Annotated in this window: 18 protein-coding genes; 9 read left to right on the top strand and 9 right to left on the bottom strand. The window is 36.3% G+C overall.

Annotated features, from left to right (window positions below; genetic code table 11):
* Positions 1-335: 335 nt before the first annotated feature.
* The 7 genes from ACE01R_RS10170 to ACE01R_RS10140 all read left to right on the top strand — a co-directional run bounded on the left by ACE01R_RS10170 (position 336) and on the right by ACE01R_RS10140 (position 7,133).
* Positions 336-593, top strand: a complete 258-nt coding sequence (locus ACE01R_RS10170) for a hypothetical protein (RefSeq protein WP_395550903.1) — start codon at positions 336-338, stop codon at positions 591-593.
* A gap of 18 nt (positions 594-611) precedes the next feature.
* On the top strand, positions 612-938 hold the full coding sequence (locus ACE01R_RS10165) for a cupin domain-containing protein (protein WP_395550901.1): 327 nt from the start codon (positions 612-614) through the stop codon (positions 936-938).
* A 1-nt stretch (position 939) separates the two neighbouring features.
* Positions 940-2,004, top strand: a complete 1,065-nt coding sequence (locus ACE01R_RS10160; RefSeq protein WP_395550900.1) for a WavE lipopolysaccharide synthesis family protein — start codon at positions 940-942, stop codon at positions 2,002-2,004.
* A 187-nt stretch (positions 2,005-2,191) separates the two neighbouring features.
* The gene (locus ACE01R_RS10155) at positions 2,192-3,616 is read left to right on the top strand and encodes a mannose-1-phosphate guanylyltransferase/mannose-6-phosphate isomerase (protein WP_395550899.1); all 1,425 of its coding nucleotides are present in this window, start codon (positions 2,192-2,194) and stop codon (positions 3,614-3,616) included.
* A 251-nt stretch (positions 3,617-3,867) separates the two neighbouring features.
* Positions 3,868-4,902: a GDP-mannose 4,6-dehydratase gene (gene gmd / locus ACE01R_RS10150; protein WP_395550898.1), complete on the top strand. Its 1,035-nt coding sequence runs from the start codon at positions 3,868-3,870 to the stop codon at positions 4,900-4,902.
* A gap of 18 nt (positions 4,903-4,920) precedes the next feature.
* The gene (locus ACE01R_RS10145) at positions 4,921-5,829 is read left to right on the top strand and encodes an NAD-dependent epimerase/dehydratase family protein (protein ID WP_395550897.1); all 909 of its coding nucleotides are present in this window, start codon (positions 4,921-4,923) and stop codon (positions 5,827-5,829) included.
* Between the two features lie 218 nt (positions 5,830-6,047).
* A complete protein-coding gene (locus tag ACE01R_RS10140; RefSeq protein ID WP_395550895.1) occupies positions 6,048-7,133 on the top strand; it encodes a glycosyltransferase family 4 protein in 1,086 nt (361 codons plus the stop codon).
* Here the strand turns inward: ACE01R_RS10140 and ACE01R_RS10135 are convergent.
* Genes ACE01R_RS10135 through ACE01R_RS10125 form a run of 3 tightly spaced genes read right to left on the bottom strand, consistent with a single transcriptional unit; the run spans position 7,130 to position 11,216 of the window.
* A complete protein-coding gene (locus tag ACE01R_RS10135; protein ID WP_395550893.1) occupies positions 7,130-8,161 on the bottom strand; it encodes a glycosyltransferase family 4 protein in 1,032 nt (343 codons plus the stop codon). The two genes, ACE01R_RS10140 and ACE01R_RS10135, sit on opposite strands and share 4 nt — an antisense overlap.
* Positions 8,158-9,291 (bottom strand): glycosyltransferase family 4 protein, encoded by a 1,134-nt coding sequence (locus ACE01R_RS10130; protein WP_395550892.1) that lies wholly within the window; start codon positions 9,289-9,291, stop codon positions 8,158-8,160. Before ACE01R_RS10130 ends, ACE01R_RS10135 begins: the two co-directional genes overlap by 4 nt.
* A complete protein-coding gene (locus tag ACE01R_RS10125; protein ID WP_395550890.1) occupies positions 9,288-11,216 on the bottom strand; it encodes an acyltransferase family protein in 1,929 nt (642 codons plus the stop codon). Before ACE01R_RS10125 ends, ACE01R_RS10130 begins: the two co-directional genes overlap by 4 nt.
* Positions 11,217-11,577: 361 nt before the next feature.
* Between ACE01R_RS10125 and ACE01R_RS10120 the strand changes: the two genes are divergently transcribed.
* On the top strand, positions 11,578-13,212 hold the full coding sequence (locus ACE01R_RS10120) for a Wzy polymerase domain-containing protein (RefSeq protein WP_395550886.1): 1,635 nt from the start codon (positions 11,578-11,580) through the stop codon (positions 13,210-13,212).
* A 61-nt stretch (positions 13,213-13,273) separates the two neighbouring features.
* On the opposite strand, the gene bfr is transcribed toward ACE01R_RS10120, so the two are convergent.
* The 6 genes from bfr to gmk form a co-directional block, all read right to left on the bottom strand.
* On the bottom strand, positions 13,274-13,738 hold the full coding sequence (gene bfr, locus ACE01R_RS10115) for a bacterioferritin (protein WP_395550884.1): 465 nt from the start codon (positions 13,736-13,738) through the stop codon (positions 13,274-13,276).
* 251 nt (positions 13,739-13,989) lie between these two features.
* On the bottom strand, positions 13,990-14,184 hold the full coding sequence (locus tag ACE01R_RS10110; RefSeq protein ID WP_166168619.1) for a bacterioferritin-associated ferredoxin: 195 nt from the start codon (positions 14,182-14,184) through the stop codon (positions 13,990-13,992).
* 167 nt (positions 14,185-14,351) lie between these two features.
* Positions 14,352-14,735: a RidA family protein gene (locus tag ACE01R_RS10105; protein ID WP_166168620.1), complete on the bottom strand. Its 384-nt coding sequence runs from the start codon at positions 14,733-14,735 to the stop codon at positions 14,352-14,354.
* A gap of 69 nt (positions 14,736-14,804) precedes the next feature.
* Entirely contained in the window at positions 14,805-16,910 is a 2,106-nt protein-coding gene (locus ACE01R_RS10100) for a RelA/SpoT family protein (protein ID WP_395550883.1), read from the bottom strand.
* A gap of 219 nt (positions 16,911-17,129) precedes the next feature.
* On the bottom strand, positions 17,130-17,411 hold the full coding sequence (rpoZ, locus tag ACE01R_RS10095; protein ID WP_004896248.1) for a DNA-directed RNA polymerase subunit omega: 282 nt from the start codon (positions 17,409-17,411) through the stop codon (positions 17,130-17,132).
* 76 nt (positions 17,412-17,487) lie between these two features.
* Positions 17,488-18,111: a guanylate kinase gene (gmk, locus tag ACE01R_RS10090; protein ID WP_395550879.1), complete on the bottom strand. Its 624-nt coding sequence runs from the start codon at positions 18,109-18,111 to the stop codon at positions 17,488-17,490.
* Between the two features lie 134 nt (positions 18,112-18,245).
* On the opposite strand from gmk, the gene ispH reads away from it, so the two are divergent.
* Positions 18,246-19,196, top strand: a complete 951-nt coding sequence (ispH, locus tag ACE01R_RS10085; RefSeq protein ID WP_395550877.1) for a 4-hydroxy-3-methylbut-2-enyl diphosphate reductase — start codon at positions 18,246-18,248, stop codon at positions 19,194-19,196.
* Positions 19,197-19,351: the final 155 nt, after the last annotated feature.

Here is a 19,351-nt window from a genome sequence, read left to right as displayed (position 1 = left end):
TGACCTTTCAAAAGTAGAGAGATTGCCTACTCAAAGGTATAAAAATAAAATCAATTAAATATGAGGCAGTGCTGATTTTAAAAATTTAATATTTTTTGATTTATGAAAGAGACCTAATGATTTAGATGCCTTGAGGGGAGTAGCATCAATCGCTGTCCTTGTGGGACATGCTCAAGGATTTAATATTTTAAATATCCCATGGATTACTCATACTTATATTGTTATTGATTTTTTTTCATTCTAATAGTCTGGACATAAGTGCGGAAGCTAATTTGAAGGCAATATTTTGGGCTTTCTAAGGGTGTTTCTTGGTATATTTTTAGGTGCTTTACTATATGGAAATACAAGATTTACCCCCCCCATTTTTTAAAAAATACAATAAAGTAGATTTAAAGAAATGGTTAGGAGAAATAAGCTTCCCACTTTATGCCATACATTACCCAATACTATTGATAACTCCTCATTTTATGAAAGGTGGAATTACAGGTGAGATTTTGATAATATTTTGTCTTGCTTTAAGCTACTATGCGGCTAAATTCATAGACTATCCATTGCGTAAAAAACTACAAAAAATCAACTTTACTAAAGTGTAAATTTAGGAGAATTTCTATATGAATCATATGAACTATGAAGATATGGTAAAAGGTTGGTTTGTAGGGGCATTTACACCTACGGCTTATTCAACGGATGCTTGTGAGGTTGCCGTTAAGCATTATGTTGCTGGGGATAAAGAGAGTACTCATTATCATAAAATAGCTACAGAAATTACCATGGTATTAAGTGGGCGTATACGAATGTGTGATAAAGAATGGGGGGCTGGCGACATCATTGTTCTTTCTCCGGGTGAAATCACTGATTTTGAAGCATTAACAGATGCTATTAATGTCGTAGTTAAAACCCCAGGAGTATTAAATGATAAATATTTAATTGAGATTTAATATGAGCAAGTTGAAAAATGGTGAAGAAATCATAGACTCTTCTCGTATTTCTGTAGTAATCCAAGGATTAACTCATTACGTGGAAAATGATAAGGGTTGCATGTTCTATCAATGTATTGAGTCTATAAAAAAACATTTACCATACGCTGAAATTATTGTATCTACATGGGAAAATCAAGACTGCGATGAATCTGTCGTAGATAAAGTTCTTTATAATAATGAACCTAAAAGTATAATATCAGATAGGGATGAAAATTATCAATGGAATTTTAATAAAATGGTTGTTTCAACAAAAAATGGAATAATCGCATCTAATAGGGAATATGTGTTAAAGTTTCGTATGGATTTGTCATTAGTGGGTACGCGCTTTTTTATAGTTACTCATAAAGATAATATTCCTGATAGTTTTAATAAGTTTAAAATATTTCAAAATCCGATTAATATTTCAAATATTTTTACAAAAACTCCATTTTCTCAATTTTATTATTTTTTGTATCATCTGAGTGATATTGTTCAATTTGGTAAAAGAGAAAACTTATTAGATTTATGGAATAGAAATTTATTAGATGAAAGTACATTAAAACACTCAAGAAACCAAAATTTTTTTTTCAATCACTTCTCCTATCATAGATTAAAAATGAGTCCAGAACAGGCACTAATGATTGGTTGGTTAAATTCTTATGGATACAAAATAAATTTGCCTTATACCTCATATATATCTAGAAGTGGTCTGTATTTATTTGAATTAGTACTCTCCACAAATTTTAATACATTGAATTGGGATCAAACAGATATTTTATATCCAAAAAGATTTTTGTCCGACCCTGAGGTTTTAGAAAAATATGTATATCAGGCAGAAGAAATAAATTATTTATATAGAGAATATGGTTTTTTAACATTGAATAAAAGGTTTCTGCACTCGCTGAAAATAATTTATATTGATAAATTTTTTTCCAAGTTTTTTTGGGATTTATTGTGTAAAAAAATTTTACTATCGATTCTTCCATCTGAACTATATTCTACATTAAAAACTAAATGGAGAGCAGTGATAAATAAAAAAGAATAAGGGTGATCAATGGTCAAACATAAAGCTTGTTGATATCATTTTCATAGTTTGAATCAAAAGATATACTTAAAAAAGTAGGCTAAACCCCTATCATTTTTTCATTAAAAAAGATCTGATGTAAACTTATTCATGGTATCTTAATTACTTAGGATAAATTAGAATTTTATAGCATATTAAGGGTAAATTGATGATTGTACCTGTGATTTTAGCTGGGGGATCTGGTACGAGATTATGGCCTCTCTCAAGGCAATCCTATCCAAAGCAGTTTTTGCACTTGGTGGATTCACAATACACCATGTTACAACTAACCATAAAACGATTAGATAATTTATCTAAACATATGCTACCGCCTATCATTGTTTGTAATGAAAATCATCGCTTTATCGTGGCAGAACAGTTACGCCAGATTAATATTACACAATCTTCAATTATTCTTGAGCCGTGTGCAAAAAATACTGCCCCTGCTATTACACTTGCTGCATTACAAGCACAAGAGCTTTATCTTAACAAAAATGTAAGTTTACTTGTTTTATCTGCAGATCATCATATCGCAGATGTATCGACCTTCGAGCACACTATTTTTGTTGCTAAACAACAGGCTCAATTGGAACAATTAGTTGTCTTTGGAGTTACTCCAACAGAACCACACACTGGTTACGGTTACATTCAATTGGGTCAACCAGTTGAAGAAAAAAGCGTTTATAAGTTAGATAAATTTGTAGAAAAACCCGATTTACAGATAGCCAAACACTATGTATCAAGCAAAAACTATTTGTGGAATAGCGGAATGTTTATGTTTCAAACATCAGTTTTTCTACAAGAGTTACAACATTTTCAATCTAATATTTATGAATGCTGTTTGAATGCTTGGAAGAATAAGAGTATAGATTTAGATTTTACTCGTATTGGTTTGCAGGACTTTCAGCAATGTCCCGAAAATTCAATTGATTATGCCATTATGGAAAATACAACTCATGGTGTGGTGGTTTGTCTTGAGGCAGGTTGGAATGATTTAGGCTCTTGGCCGTCATTGTGGCAATCTAATCCAAAAACTCATAATCAAAACGTGATATTTGGTGATGTTATTGCTGAACAAAGTCAATGTAATTATATTTATTCATCTTCTCGTTTAGTTACTGTGCTTGGTATAGAAAATCTCATCGTTGTCGAAACTAAAGATGCTGTTTTAATTGCACATCAAGAGAAGTCGCAAGAAATCAAAAAAATTGTTGAACAGCTAAAAAATGAACAAAGAATAGAATTATTACAGCACAGAGAAATTATGCGTCCATGGGGAAAGTATGATTGTATTGATATTGGCGAGCGCTACCAAGTCAAGCGTATTACAGTCAATGCTAAAGCAAAGTTATCTTTGCAACTACATCATCATCGGGCGGAGCATTGGGTTGTAGTGAAAGGTACTGCAAAAGTGACTAATGGTGAAAAGCAATATTATGTCACTGAAAATGAATCTACATTTATTCCTTTGGGTACGGTACATAGTTTAGAGAATCCGGGTTGTATTCCTTTAGAGTTAATTGAAATACAATCTGGTAGCTATTTAGCAGAGGATGATATTGTGCGATTGAAAGATAATTATGGAAGAATATAAAAATATTTTTCAAGTATAGATTTGAGTTCTGACCCAAAAGAAGGGATGGAAACAAGGTTGTAAAATTTATATAGCATACACATCAAGAGCATAATGATTTGGGGGAAAGATCATATGAATATTATAAAAGTACTAGATGGTATTACTAGGAGCCCAATTGTGGATAACTGTATCGACTCTTAATTTACTGATGGAAATAGAGTGTTATTAAAAAATTCCTTCACATTCTAAAAAATTAATAAAGGTTGAATATGAAAACAGCGGTTATCACTGGTATTACAGGGCAGGATGGAGCGTACTTAGCGGAGTTGCTTCTGAGCAAAGGTTATATAGTCTATGGGACTTATCGCCGTACTAGTTCAGTCAATTTCTGGCGTATTGAAGAACTAGGAATTGAGAGAAATAATAATTTGCATTTAATTGAATATGATTTGACAGATCTATCTGCAAGTATCCGCCTGCTACAGAAGACTGGTGCAACTGAGATCTATAATCTTGCCGCACAAAGTTTTGTGGGAGTTTCTTTTGAACAACCCATTACGACCGCTGAAATTACAGGAATTGGGGCCTTAAATCTGCTTGAGGCAATTCGCATAGTTAATCCAAGGATTCGATTCTATCAAGCATCTACTTCAGAAATGTTTGGCAAGGTACAAGCGATTCCTCAAAAAGAAGACACACCTTTTTACCCGCGTAGCCCATATGGGGTGGCGAAACTTTATGCACACTGGATGACGATCAATTATCGTGAAACATATGGAATTTTTGCATCAAGCGGTATTTTATTTAATCATGAGTCGCCACTGCGTGGACGTGAATTTGTGACGCGAAAAATCACAGACAGTGTAGCCAAGATTAAATTAGGTCAACTGGATATGTTGGAGCTTGGTAACCTTGATGCCAAACGAGATTGGGGTTTTGCGAAAGAATATGTTGAAGGTATGTGGCGTATGTTACAAGCAGATGAACCTGATACTTTTGTATTGGCGACGAATCGAACTGAAACAGTACGTGATTTTGTCACTATGGCATTTAAAGCAGCAGGAATTACTGTTAAATATCAGGGTACAGATGTTAATGAAGTTGCAGTTGATATAGCAACGGGCAAAACTGTCATGAAAATCAATCCCAAATTTTATCGCCCAGCAGAAGTTGAATTGCTTATTGGTGATGCTACATATGCAAAGAGTAAATTAGGTTGGATTCCAAAGACGAACTTGGAAGAACTGTGTCAGATGATGGTTGAAGCAGATCTTCGTCGTAATACACAAGGATTTTCATTCTAGTCACAAAGGAGTCTAGTTTTGGCTACTGCGCTTATCACTGGAATTAATGGGTTTACGGGTTATTACTTGGCAGAAGAGCTTCGCACAGCAGGTTATACTATTGTTGGTCTAAGTTCAGCTGAGACTGTACAAAGTGAATTAAGTGTAAACTATCAGTGTAATGTACTTGATCGTGAATATTTAGTGGATATTCTTACTCAAGTTAAGCCAGATGTGGTTGTGCATTTGGCTGCCATAGCTTTTGTGGCACATGATGATGTGGATGCGATTTATCGTACCAATGTTGTAGGCACTCGTAATCTATTGGAAGCAATAGTTAAAAGTCAGCATATCCCACGTTCTGTGTTGCTTGTGAGTAGTGCAAATATTTATGGTAATACATTGGTTGAATCGATTGATGAGTCGGTATCTGCTGCACCCGCGAATGATTATGCGGTTAGTAAATTGAGTATGGAATATATGGCACAGTTATGGATGGATCAGTTGCCAATTACATTGGTTCGACCCTTCAACTATACAGGTGTCGGCCAGTCAGTCAATTTCTTGATTCCAAAAATTGTTGATCATTTTAAACGCCGTGCTCCTGTATTAGAACTTGGTAATTTAGATGTGGTGAGAGATTTTTCTGATGTACGATCAGTTGTACAGTGTTATCGTTTGCTGCTCGAATCCAAAACTCAAGGAGAGGTATTTAATGTATGTTCCGGTCAAGGTCATTCACTACTTGATATACTGCAAATGATGCGTGAAATTTCAGGTCATAATCCAGAAATTAAAGTAAATCCAGCATTTGTACGGGCGAATGAAGTTCAGCGCTTGGTTGGATCAAATAAAAAGTTAGATAATATGATTGGTAAGTTATCAATGATTCCTTTACATAATACTTTGCAGTGGATGTTTAAGCATCATGTAGTGGGTCTAGGCTAGGTGTGGTATTTTATTGTGTTATTTTTATAACTGATAAACAACCACTGAAAGGTGAATGTAAAGCGATTAAGATATCAATAGAAGTGAATAGTGAACCATATACACTTGGACGAACCTATTTATTTAATTATTTCACGAATCGCTTCAATGAGAATGTCAGAAAAACTCAATATACCCTCGGCTAATGACATATAAACGATGATGAATTGGATATTTTTATGAAAATAGGATTTGATGCTAGACCTTTGATTGGGAAGCGTACGGGGATTGGAAATTATATTTGGAGTCTATTGAGCGAAATGGCTAATCTTATGCCAGATGCCGAGTTCATCGCTTATTGTCCTGAAGGATTTACTCCATTTTTCCCTGATAATCTCCAATATCCAATAGTTAGATCCAATCAAGCATATCCATTAATGTCAGGCTATTTTTGGTTGCAGTGGAGATCAGCATCGCTCATTAAAAAAGATAATATAAATGTTTTTTGGGCAACAAGAACATTATATCCATCACAATTAATTGGTGAAATTCCTGTTGTAACGACAGTATATGATCTTAATCATTTGGTATGCCCAGAGACTATGCCATTTGTTAATATGCTCGCACATAAATTATATTTTAAACATAATGTTGTTAATGCAACAAAAGTGGTTGCTATTTCTTCAGGGACTGCTGAAAGGGTGAAAGGTTTATTAAAGAAAAATGTAGACTCTGTTGTTGTGCCAGGAACTGGTATGGAGTTTTCCCCAAGAAATACGACAGAAATATTAGCAGTACGTCAGAAGTATAAACTATCTAATCCATATATTTTATTCATTGGAACTTTAGAGCCACGTAAAAATCTTACAACATTGTTAGATGCATTTAAAATTATTCGTAAAAATGGATTTTCTAATCTAAATTTGGTTTTAGTTGGGCAGATGGGGTGGAAAAACAAACAATTAAAAAATCAACTTGATCAGAATATTGATGGAATTCTGGAGTTAGGGTATGTCCCTAATGAAGATTTGGCAGCAATTTATTCTGGCTCGGAAGCATTTGTTCTCCCTTCATTATATGAGGGATATGGAATGCCAGCTGCAGAAGCGAGAGCATGTGGTACGAGAGTCGTAGCTTCTGATATACCTGAACTTCGTGAAGCTGGTGGGGCTGAGAGTATTTATATTAACCCATTATCTGTAGATGACTTAGCCCAAGGTATTCTTAAAGCACTATCTTCAGAAAAACCAATAGCTAAAGATAGAGTGTCATGGGAAATGGGTGCAAAAAGTATGGTGAAAATATTTAAAGATCTCAACATTTAAGTATTTACATTATTAAGCAGTCCAGTATAGATATCTATATATTGATTTACCATTTCATCGATGCTAAATTTTGTGGTTGCAATATATCTAGCCTTTTTTCCAACTTCAATATATAAGTCTGGATATTCCTTTAAATCTCGTATGGTCTGAACGAAATCGTTAATATTATCTTTTTCGCAGAGAAAGCCTGTCTCATTATGTTTGACTAACTCTGTTAATGCTGAACCTTTTGTAATTACTACAGGTAATCCGCTAGCCATTGCTTCAGCAACAACTAACCCAAAACCCTCCAGCCTAGAAGGAAAAACTAGAGCATCCATTGTTCTGTACGTATTTGCTAAATCTTGCGTTGTTTTTTGAGGAGGCAGCTGAATCATATTTTTGGGTAGCGGTTCATATTGCTGTGCATTTGACGTATAAAAAAGCTGGAAGTCATCTCCTAGCTGCTGCATTATTTTTGGTAATAAATCAAAACCTTTACGAATAGAATTAGTACCTACAAATATTAGTCTAAAAGGCTCATTTTGAGTGCGTGACTTGATAAACTCATTTGGATGAAAAGTTTCGCTATCTATACCAATATAGATAACATGAGCATGATCAATGCCAAAAATATCTTTAGCACATTGAGCTGTATATTGACTGTCTGTTGTAATTAAATTAGCGATATTGAAACAATGCTTTTCAATCGGCGTAATCCAAAGCTGATGATAAATTTTCTGAGCAAATGTTTTGTAAGGAGAAAAATATTTGTCTTGAACACAGTGATGCAGTGTTGCAATCATTGGAATATTTTGGGGATAAAACCTCGAGTGTAACCATGTATTCACATGTGCGATATTAGCCCAATCAGGTTTTGCTGGGACAGGAACAAGCCAAGGTAAATATTCTGCATGGTGAGGTAACCAAGTAATTTCGGCCTGAAATCCTCTTTGAGTTAAAGCTGAAACTAACTGTTCTGTAAACTTATCCGTACCAGTATTGGTTTTAACGGTGGGAAACCATATAGCAGGTTTAGTATTACTCATAAAATCACTATTACTTTTTCAAATTTACTTTTGAGATTATACCAAGCAAATTTTTCGGCATATTGCATACATTCTTGATCTGATATCAAATTTTTATTTTCTAAAACCTGAATTATAGTATTAGTCATATTTTGATAATCCTGATTTTGTATAAGATAGCCTGTTTTTTCATGTTGTACAGCATCAATAATACCCCCTGTGGCAAAGGCAATTGTAGGAGTCCCATGTGCAGCAGCCTCAATGGCTACCATACCAAAACCCTCCGGGTCTTCGGGAATATGTTTGACAGGAAATATATGGATATCTGATAAATAAAATAAACTAGATAACTCTGGATCAGTAACTTTACCTGAAAAAGCAATATGTTGATCCACATGATATGCCTTAGCTGTTTCAAGTAACTGCGTACTTGTTTGCATATTTTTGTTGAGAGCATGATTTGCAGTATCACCAACAATAAGTAATAAAATATTCGGAAAATCTTTAACAATTTGGGGTAAAGCCTGTTGAATAAACTCATTTAAACCTTTACGTTCGGTTAGACGACCAACTGAAATAAGCACTTTTTTGTTTTTTAATTTAAATTTATCTTTCAAATATTGAATATGTTCCACTTCACGAGGGCGTGGTGGAAAATCAACACCTGGATGTATGATGGAAATTTTTGTAAGGGGAATATGGTTTCTGACGCAGAGTTCTTGTGTCGGAGTACTATTGGCAACGATGTGATCTGCTTTTCGGATAAATGGAATCCAAATTTTACGATATATAACACTCTTATTTTCAATGTCTAAACCATGAATATAAATAATACTTTTCTTGTTAAAAATTTTTGCCCAAAAAACAACGATTGGCCCAGTCAAACCACTCCCCGCAAATAAAATGTCAGGACGCTGAACGATGCAAAGCCAAAATGTTTGAAAAAATGAAAATATTAAAAAAACTAGCAATGGGTTGAGAGGAACACCATAAAAATTAGTTTCATGAGGTGCTATTTTTTTTGCCTTGATATGACTAATAATACTAACATCGTGATCCTTAGATAGCTCCTCAGCAATGTGCCAGTTCAAGCGTTCCATTCCTCCAATTAGAGGAGGGAGATTTCTGGTAATAATTAAAATTTTCTTCAATTTTGATGCTCTCTTAAAAATGGATTAGAATATTTTTTGAGGTATCTTTTTCCAATAATATAAGAGCCCTCGTAAGTTAAATGTTGTTGATCACGATAAAGTGATATATTGTCTAGAGAGGAAAAACAAGAGTTTTTATTACATATAATATTTGTAAAATCAATAATAATTAATTGAGGGTAGGTTTTCTTTAAACTTTCAAGAATAATATTCCACTCTTTAAAATAATCGTCCTGCATGCTACGAGGGAACTTGCATGTTTCTTTATTATTCATAAGCCTTAAATGACAGTTCACATCAATATTCATAAGAACGGGGTTATCATTTATGATAATAGGTTGAGCACCATTTTTTATAATAAAAGAAATAGTTTTATTAAGACTATTTTCAAAATTTTTTCTCGATTGTTGTCTATCTTCTTGGCTGCTTGAGAAGTATATACTTCTCTCCCAAATTTGTGGGAAATGTCCCCCCATAACAATATATTTATAATGGTTATCTTTGATGTGATTTTCTATAAACGTATTAATGTTAGAAAATTGTTCTACCTTTTTAATTTCATTAGTTTTTCTATTTATCTCATATCTATCTAAATCAATTAAAAAAGCAGTCACAGAAAAAGTGATTTCATATCCTTTTAGATTAGCTTTTTTTGCCAGAATATCAATCATCCCGGATTGTGAATTGGCATGACTATCGCCTACTAGGAGGATATCAATATTGCTATTTTCTTTCTTTCCAAAGTAACAACTATCAAGTGGATGATTACTATTGTCTATGCATTTTATTGAGAAAGTGGAACTTTCATGTGCGGTATCTTTATTCTTATTATCATAAAAGTTAATATGATATAGATAAGCTAAAAATACCGGTATAGCTGGGAGCATGAATAAGTAAATAAATGATTTATTGTTATTTATAAATTTTTTACTAATTTTTTTCTCAATAAATTCATACGTTACTATGGAGAGCAATATAGTTAAACAAATGATTAATATTTTTTGAGTTGTATTTAGTGAGAAAGAAAGTATAGTCAAATATGAAATTATTGGCCAATGCCATAGATACATAGGGTAGGATATTTTTCCAATATATTCTAATGCTTTAATTTTTTCATGTTGAAATCCACTAGCAAATATAATGTAGAGTGCTGATAATAAGCATGGTATTGCGGCAATATATGAAGGAAATATAGAATCTTGATTAATTAATGTGCTTGTAATTATTAATAATAAAATTAAAAAAATTCCTATAAGAAAAGAAATATTTTTAGGGATTTTTACTGGTTTTATAAAGTTTAATATAGCTCCGAATAGAAATTCAAAAAAGCGAGAGGAGAGTAAGTAATAAGCCGCTATAGGATTTTTTGTAACATGTATATGTGAAATAAAGATTAAAAATATGATTGCTAGCAATATTACAATAAGGATTGTTTTATGTTTAAATTTCAATAATAAAATTAATAAAATTGGCCATATCAAATAGAATTGTTCCTCTAAACCTAATGACCAAAGATGAAGTAAGGGGGTTGTTTCAGAATTAATTGTAAAATAATTATTAAGTAACGAAGTGTAATAAATATTTGAAGTTAAGAATATTGAGGCAATAGCTGTTTTGAGAAACTCACCCCATTCTTCTGGAGTAAGAATAAAAAAGAAAGCTATCATCGAGGTTAAGATAACGAAAAAAAATGATGGTGCTAGACGAATAACACGTCTGTTATAAAAGTTTTTAAATGAAAAATTAGCTGTGTTTAATTTTTCATTTTTAATATTTTTTGTGATTAAATATCCTGAAATAACTAAAAATATATCAACACCAATAAATCCACCATTAAAATATGGAATTTTCAAATGATGAAAAATGACCAATAAAACGGCAAAAGCACGTAAAATATCTATATGTCGTTGATAATTAGAGTTCATTAAATTTTAAGAGTTAAGAGTTATATTTCTTATATTGTAAATAAATGTAATTAATTTACAAGTTTTTATGTATATGATGTTATTGATATTTTGATAGGGTGTTATGTTTTTATATAAGATTTTTAGTAGTAATTAAAAAAAATCAAGTTTCTGCTAGAAAATTAAATTTTTTTTGTGATGATGAATTATGCAGGTAATGGTTCTGCATATTGGGAGTGTGGTTCTTCAGAAATTAGGTAGTTGTATCCAGCTTCTATATGCAAAGGTATTTAACATATCTACTTACTTTAAGCTAATACTAATCACATTAGGTCATGATTTTTAATTATCATATGCTCATTCTATTTTCACTGATTTAATCATGAAATTCCTCCTCCTTCTCTTAGCCAGTGTTTTTATCTCACTGGCTTGGCTTCTGCCTATCCACTACAGGCCTTGGGTCACTTATACGGGTGAACTGTTTGCTTTTTTATCGCTATTTACCTTGGCTGCTATTTATTTAAAAGACAAAACTAAATTACCGGTGATCAGTTCGCCGTTATTGTTTCTCGCGCTTATCCCTTTGGTTCAGTATGGGGCAGGTGAACTCTTTTTCTTTGACAAGGCCCTGATCTGTACCTTATTTGTCTTGGGATTCTGGCTGAGTACAGTAGTTGGATATAACTTATCGAGCGAAAAGGCGGACCGGGCAAGTATTTTTACCGGACTCAGCTATGTATTTCTCATGGCTGGAACAGCGACAGGTGTGATAGCCATTTGCCAATGGTTAACACTGGATGCTTATATCCCCGGGATGGTGGATATGCAACGTGCTGTGCGTCCCTATGCCAATTTTGCCCAGCCCAATAATATGGCCACTTTTTTGCTCATGTCTCTTTTGGCCTGTTTGTATTTATACGAAACCAAAAAAGTTCAGACCAAATGGCTGGTTCCAGCAGCATTCATCATGTTGATGAGCGTGGCATTAAGTCAATCCAGAACCTCATGGGTGGCTTGTGTCTTTATTCTAGTCTATTTAGCCTATCAGCAATTTAAAGGCTATATTCATATTAAATGGCATTATTTGGCAGCATGGTTGGCGGTATTTATAGGATTGGTCCTTGTATTGCCTGTGATGGGCAGCTATTTAACGCAATTATTCGATATACAGATTAAAGCTGTAGATGTGGCAAGACGTGCTACAGGGGATATGTCGCGCTTAGCCATCTGGCAACAAATGCTGCATGCTGTTATGGACCGTCCATGGTTTGGCTATGGCTGGAACCAAACCAGTGTTGCGTATACTTTGGTGAGTGATCATTTTCAAGGTCCCGTGTGGATACGTAGTGCTCATAATTTTATTCTCGATTTTATCCTGTGGAATGGTCTCATTATCGGATTGCCTTTTCTGGCTTACTTTGGTTATTGGGGCTATCAGCTGAATAAGCGGGTCAATTCGGTAGAATCCGTGATCGGGATTTTGATGGTTGGTGCAGTATTGATTCACTCAATGCTGGAATTTCCTCAGTACTATGCCTATTTCCTGCTTCCGGTGGGGTTTATTATTGGTTTGATTCAGTCACAACAGGCAGATACCAAAGTCTTGACTCTTTCACCCAATTATATGCGTGTCACTTACGGACTACTTTTCTTACTGCTGATTTTGATTGTGCGAGATTATTCGGTGATGGTGCCTAAACTCAATCAAACGCTGCGCTATGAGAAAACGCCGGAAAAAATTACCAATCAAGATCAGATTTACTTGCTGGAAGAATTTAACCGACGTATTGACTGGATTCGTATGAATCCCTATAGCAAGGTGAGTGCCCAACAGCTTGAGGAAATTAGGGAAATGGTGCTGAACTATCCGACCACTTATGATTTATACAAGTATGCCAAAATACTGGCTTTTAATGGCTATGAGCAGGAAGCCAAACATCAGCTCTGGTTGTTAAAGAAATTACGTAAGGTTGATCTGGATTATGCCTCATTAGCTCAACCCGCCGCTAAAAAATAAAATTTAAACAGCGAATCTCATAAATAAAAAAAGCCAGTCAGTCGACTGGCTTTTTTTAAACTTAAAGCTGGCTTTGAATATAGTTTTCGATGCCGACTTTTTCAACCAGATCGAGCTGGGTCGTGGTCCAGTCCAGATATTCTTCTTCTTTTTCCAGAATTTCCTGAACAAGGTCACGGGTGACATAATCCATTTCCTGTTCAGCCAGGCTGACCGCTTTTTGTAGTGCTTCAATATTTTCGTTGACTTTACGAACATCACAATTCAGTACTTCAACAGTATGCTGACCGATGTACAACTTGCCTAAATTTTGCAGATTAGGCAGACCTTCAAGAAATAGAATACGTTCAATAATTTTATCCGCATCTTTCATTTGCTGAATCGATTCTTTGTATTCTGCCGAACCCAGCTTTTCAATTCCCCAATCATTGAACATACGTGAGTGCAAGAAATACTGGTTAATGGCAGTCAACTGGTGATAAAGCACCTGATTTAATTGATTAATGACATCACGATTGCCTTTCATTGTAAGTTCTCCATCAACAATTTCTGCCTTAACCATATGTCAGGCAATCAAAAAAGATATTATGTCAATTATCTTAAACAACAAGCCAAACAATGGCGAGTAATTTATTGAACAGCAAATGAAAATCGCAATCAAGAAGAATAATAAGCTGTATATGCTATACGGGATACATAAAAAACCCGCCTAGAGTCATAAGCGGGAGAGGAGAAATGATCTTTTGATCATTTGTTTGTCATTGTGATTGTCGGGTTTTAAGCTGCTACAGAGATACGGGCTGCAATTTCTGAAAGTTCTTCACTGATGATGGAGCGTGCTTCAGGTGCACAGCGACCACAACAGGTCCCTAAATCAAGCAGGTCGCGAATTTCACGATAGCTTTCTGCGCCATTTGCGACTGCATCTTTAATATCTTGATCGGTAATACCACGACATAAGCATACGTACATTTGAACTAGCCACACGAAGAGTGAAATGGGATAAGTGATATTATTGATAATTATTATCGTTTGTCAATGAAATTCATTTGAAATATCATTTATTGTGATTGAGTTTTTGAATAAAAAAATACCACCTGATCGGTGGTATTTTGTACAACGTTATAACTGATTGAAAATTATTTATTAATAATTACTATGCCATCCATTTCAACCAAAGCACCTTTAGGCAAGCTTGCTACACCCAGGGCTGCACGTGCAGGGTAAGGTTGGGCAAAATATTCACCCATAATCTGATTCACTAGCTGGAAATGAGACAGGTCGGTCAGGAAAATATTCAGTTTGGCGATATCTGCCAAAGAACCACCAGCTGCTTCACAGACAGCTTTTAAATTATCAAATACACGGCGAATTTGTGCTTCAATGCCTTCAACCAATTCCATACTGTAAGGATCTAAACCAATTTGACCTGAAAGGTACAGGGTATTTTCAACTAAAATCGCTTGAGAATATGTACCAATGGCTGCAGGTGCATTTTCAGTATGAATTACTTGGCGGGACATCGATTTCTCCTTATATCATCTCTATGCATCATAGCGTAAATTGTTCAATAAGCGTTACTTATGTTTGAACTAACTGGCTTTGGATGCTTCGGCAATATTAATGGGCTGGGCTAAACGGGTAATGCGTGGAAAACCAAAGTGCATACGCAAATCACGGATAATCTGCGCAATTTGCTTACGATTATGCACCACAATATGGACGTAGGTTTTGCCTTCATGGGCATGAACCATTTCTACACCGGTTTTTTCTTTACGGCATTGATAAATCAGGTCAGAAATCTGTTCATCATTCATCAGCATATCAATACTTAAATAGGCAGTGAAACTAATGTCATTGACTTCTTCAGATGTCCAATGCAACGGCATAATATTTTCTGGGTGCAGATGCTGTTCATGTAACAGGTTATGACAACGTGCACGATGCACAATTAAACCGCGACGTGAGAGATGTCCCTGAATTGGGTCACCAAGCACAGGGTTGCAACAATGGGCATATTTGACATCTACACCTTCAGTGCCTTGAATGAGTCGGGTAGACGATTGTGCATCCAGACTTTGTCCTTGGGCAAACAGATGGTTCGCCACTAATTGCGGTAACAGGTCGCCCACGGCAATCTGTTCAAATAACTGTTCCTTAGATTCGATATGACGCCATTGCAGGATATCCATCCAGTCAGCTTCGGTTAAGTCTTTAATGGAGCGATTAAATAGTTTCAGCGCACGATTCAGGGCTTGCTGACCCACCAGTTGTTGTTCTTCAATATCCTGATCACGCAAAATATTTTGGATGGCACGACGCGCTTTTTGAGTGTTAATGAAGCTGAGCCAGTCGGGATTTGGTGTCGCTAGGACATCTGTAATAATCTCAATGACTTGCCCACTCACCAGTGGTGTGGAAAGAGGGCGGGTTTCACCATTTATTTTGGCTCCGACAGCATGGTTACCTAAAAACAGGCTGGCTGAGTAGGCAAAATCGACTGCTGTAGCCCCTTGTGGAAGTTCGTGCAAATGGCCATGCGGGGTATACACCCAGATTTTTTCCTGATGTAAATAATCCAACAGATCACTAAAAGTGGTTTTGGCACAGGCCCCATCAATCAGTACATTCAGGTTTTGCATAGAGGCCTGAATGGCGGAACGGCAGGCTTGCGGGGCATTTTCACCCAATACCACCCCAAAACGGGCAGCCTTGCGCATCAGTTCGGTCTGAATGGTCAGAGAGAGCGTGGTTTTCTCACCTTTTAAGCGCATCATTAAAGACTGGTTACCACCCGGTAATGGGCGGCGAATATGATCTTCATAATGCAGAATCTGGAAATTTTCACGCAGGATTTCTGCCAGGCGGTCACAGTCGGCAATGCTTTGCAGAATAATCTCAAAAGCATGGCTATGGGTGAGTTCTTGCAGATCAATATCATTTTTTACGAAGTGACGCAGTAATTCAATATTGTTATTTTTCTTTTTAATACGACCGCCAATCTGGTGTTGTTGCAGCAGTTCGGTGAGATTCTTTTCCCAGATGCTCTGGTATTCACAGCGTTTCGGTTTGGTTTGTAATAAGGCATCTTGAACATTATTAAACATATCTAGGTCAAGATTTTGATAGCACAGATGTTCCAGGTTGTCGGCCATCTCGTTCATACCGACAATACGCGCCATGGGCACAAAAATATCAAAGGTTTCCTGGGCAATACGTGCCCGTTTATCTGGGCGCAATGAACCCAAAGTGGTCATGTTGTGATAGCGGTCAGCCAGTTTAATAATAATGACACGTGGGTCTTGTAGGGTGGCTTGCAGAATTTTACGGAAAGATGCGGCTTTATTATATTCTTTATCGCTGGAATGACTGAGTTTGGTTACACCATCGACCAGTTCTGCAACTGTGCGACCAAATTTTTCAGCAATATCTTCTTTGTTGAAATCAGTATCTTCAATCACATCATGCAGCAGGGCAGCCATCAGGGTTTCGGCATCCAGACGCATATGCGAAAGAATGCTGCTGACTGCAATTGGATGCAGGATATAGGGTTCGCCACTTTTACGGGTGATCCCGTCATGGGCAATATCGGCATAATCGCAGGCCACAAGCACGCGCTCGACATCGCTTGCACTTAAGTAAGCGTCGATAATAATTTTGAGCTGTTGTTTGGCTTGGCTGACCTGTGGGCCTGGCATATAACACCTTTAATACTTCAGTTTCTACAATTTAAAACGCTAGCCCTTTAATGAAAAACATATTGCATGACTTGTCAAATTTTTCATTTAAAAAAAGCAAAAAGATACATTTCAAATAACGTATCTTTAATCTTATGTTATAACGGTTATTCACCCAATATTAAAGTTGTGCAATAAAAAAAGCCTAGTTTTAACTAGGCTTTTTTAAGATATTTTTTCTTATTGGAAAGAAAAGCCATCTAAATTCAAATTGTTTGCAGAAAGTGCAAGGTCAAGGCTAGACGTTTGATAGTCTTGATCACGTTGTTTCAAGATATCTTTAGATACATGACCTACCGCAATTTCACGTAAAGCAACCACAGTCGGTTTATCGTTATCCCACTCTACAGTTGGTTCGATCCCTTGACGTGCCAATTGACGCGCGCGTTTGCTTGCCACTAGTACAAGCTCAAAGCGGTTGTCTACATGGTCTAAACAATCTTCAACGGTTACGCGTGCCATAAGAATTCTCGTTTGAATATTAAATTTGAACAGACTGGGCAGTATAAAATGCTTTGCCTGAAGACTCAAGTTTTAATCACGGTTCAACAGGAGTAATTAATTTTTCAATCAATTCCTGATGACGGGTTGCCTGCTGTGAAATTACTAAACGGTTGGCAATAATTACACATTCCAGATCATGCAGTGCCTTATTAAAGTCATCATTAATAATGACATAGTCAAAGTTTGTATACTGCTGCATATCTTCAACTGCACAGCCCAGACGGCGTTCAATCACCTCAACAGAGTCCGTGCCACGGTTAGACAGGCGCTGGCGCAAATCAAACTGGCTAGGCGGTAAAATAAAAATCTGTTTGGATTCAGGAAAAAGTTTGCGGACTTGATCTGCGCCTTGCCAATCAATTTCAAGTAAAACATCATGCCCTTTGGCAAGTTGCTGTTTTACAGTCGCTTGAGCAGTGCCGTAATAATTGCCAAACACTTCTGCATATTCAATAAAACCGCCTTGCTCAACCAAGGCAAGAAAATCTTCTTTTTTTGAAAAATGATAATGTACACCGTCAAGCTCACCAGGACGCTGGCCACGCGTGGTATGAGAGACAGAAACGTGCAGATTGGTCACACGGTCGAGAAGGGCTTTAACGAGGGATGTTTTGCCTGTTCCAGATGCAGCAGAAACGACAAACAAGAGACCCGACATGATATTTTTCCTGATATGATAAAATATCTTCTCTATTTTAGAGCAGACCAGCATCAAACTAAATAGCTGATCGAAGTTTGTTTGCATTTATTTCAAATTATTCCGCTTAAATTCGAGTGAACATTGAGGATCTTATGGAAATTGTATTGGCCAATCCACGTGGTTTCTGTGCAGGTGTCGACCGAGCAATTGCGATCGTCAATCGGGCACTGGAATGCTTTAATCCGCCTATTTATGTACGTCATGAAGTGGTGCATAACAAGTTCGTCGTGGATGATTTACGTCAGCGAGGGGCGATTTTTGTCGATGAACTGGATGAGGTTCCCGATGACAATATCGTGATCTTCAGTGCACATGGAGTATCAAAAGCGGTACAAATCGAGGCGGAGCGCCGTGGTTTAAAAGTATTTGATGCAACCTGTCCGTTGGTGACTAAGGTGCATATAGAAGTCACCAAATATGCGCGTGAGGGGACAGAAGCTATTTTAATTGGTCATGAAGGACACCCGGAAGTGGAGGGTACCATGGGGCAATATGATAAGAAAAATGGTGGTGAAATCTATCTGGTTGAAGATGAAGAGGATGTAGCAGCATTACAAATACAGCATCCTGAAAAAGTGGCTTTTGTTACTCAAACAACATTGTCAATTGATGATACCGCCAAAGTGATTGATGCTTTACGTGAAAAATTCCCTCACATTCAGGGACCTCGTAAAGATGATATCTGCTATGCCACGCAAAACCGCCAAGATGCAGTACGTGACTTGGCAACTCAGTGTGATGTGGTGTTAGTCGTGGGCTCCCCAAATTCGTCAAATTCAAACCGTTTGCGTGAACTGGCGGAGCGTATGGGGAAACATGCCTATTTAGTCGATAACGCAGATCAGCTTGATCAAGCTTGGTTTAATGATCAAACGAAAATTGGCGTCACAGCAGGAGCCTCTGCGCCCGAAATTTTAATCAAGCAAGTGATTCAGCGTTTACAGGACTGGGGTGCGAAAGCACCGCAAGAGCTGGCAGGGCGTGAAGAAAATATTACTTTTAGTTTGCCGAAAGAGTTACGTATTCCTGTAACTCAAGCTTAAAGCGTGAATGATTTAACATTCTGAAAATTTTAAAAAATTGACAGATAATGGCTTTTTGGCAATTATCTGTTTTTTTATGCCTTTTATCTCTTTGCGTGTTTAATTTGTAAATGAGTTAGGTATTATTTTTAATAGGGTAAAGTTTTGTTGCCTTG

This window comes from Acinetobacter sp. BSP-28, assembly GCF_044130285.1.
Taxonomy (GTDB): domain Bacteria; phylum Pseudomonadota; class Gammaproteobacteria; order Pseudomonadales; family Moraxellaceae; genus Acinetobacter.
The sequence above is the reverse complement of the archived record's forward strand: the minus strand, read 5'-3'. Positions and strand labels throughout refer to the sequence as shown.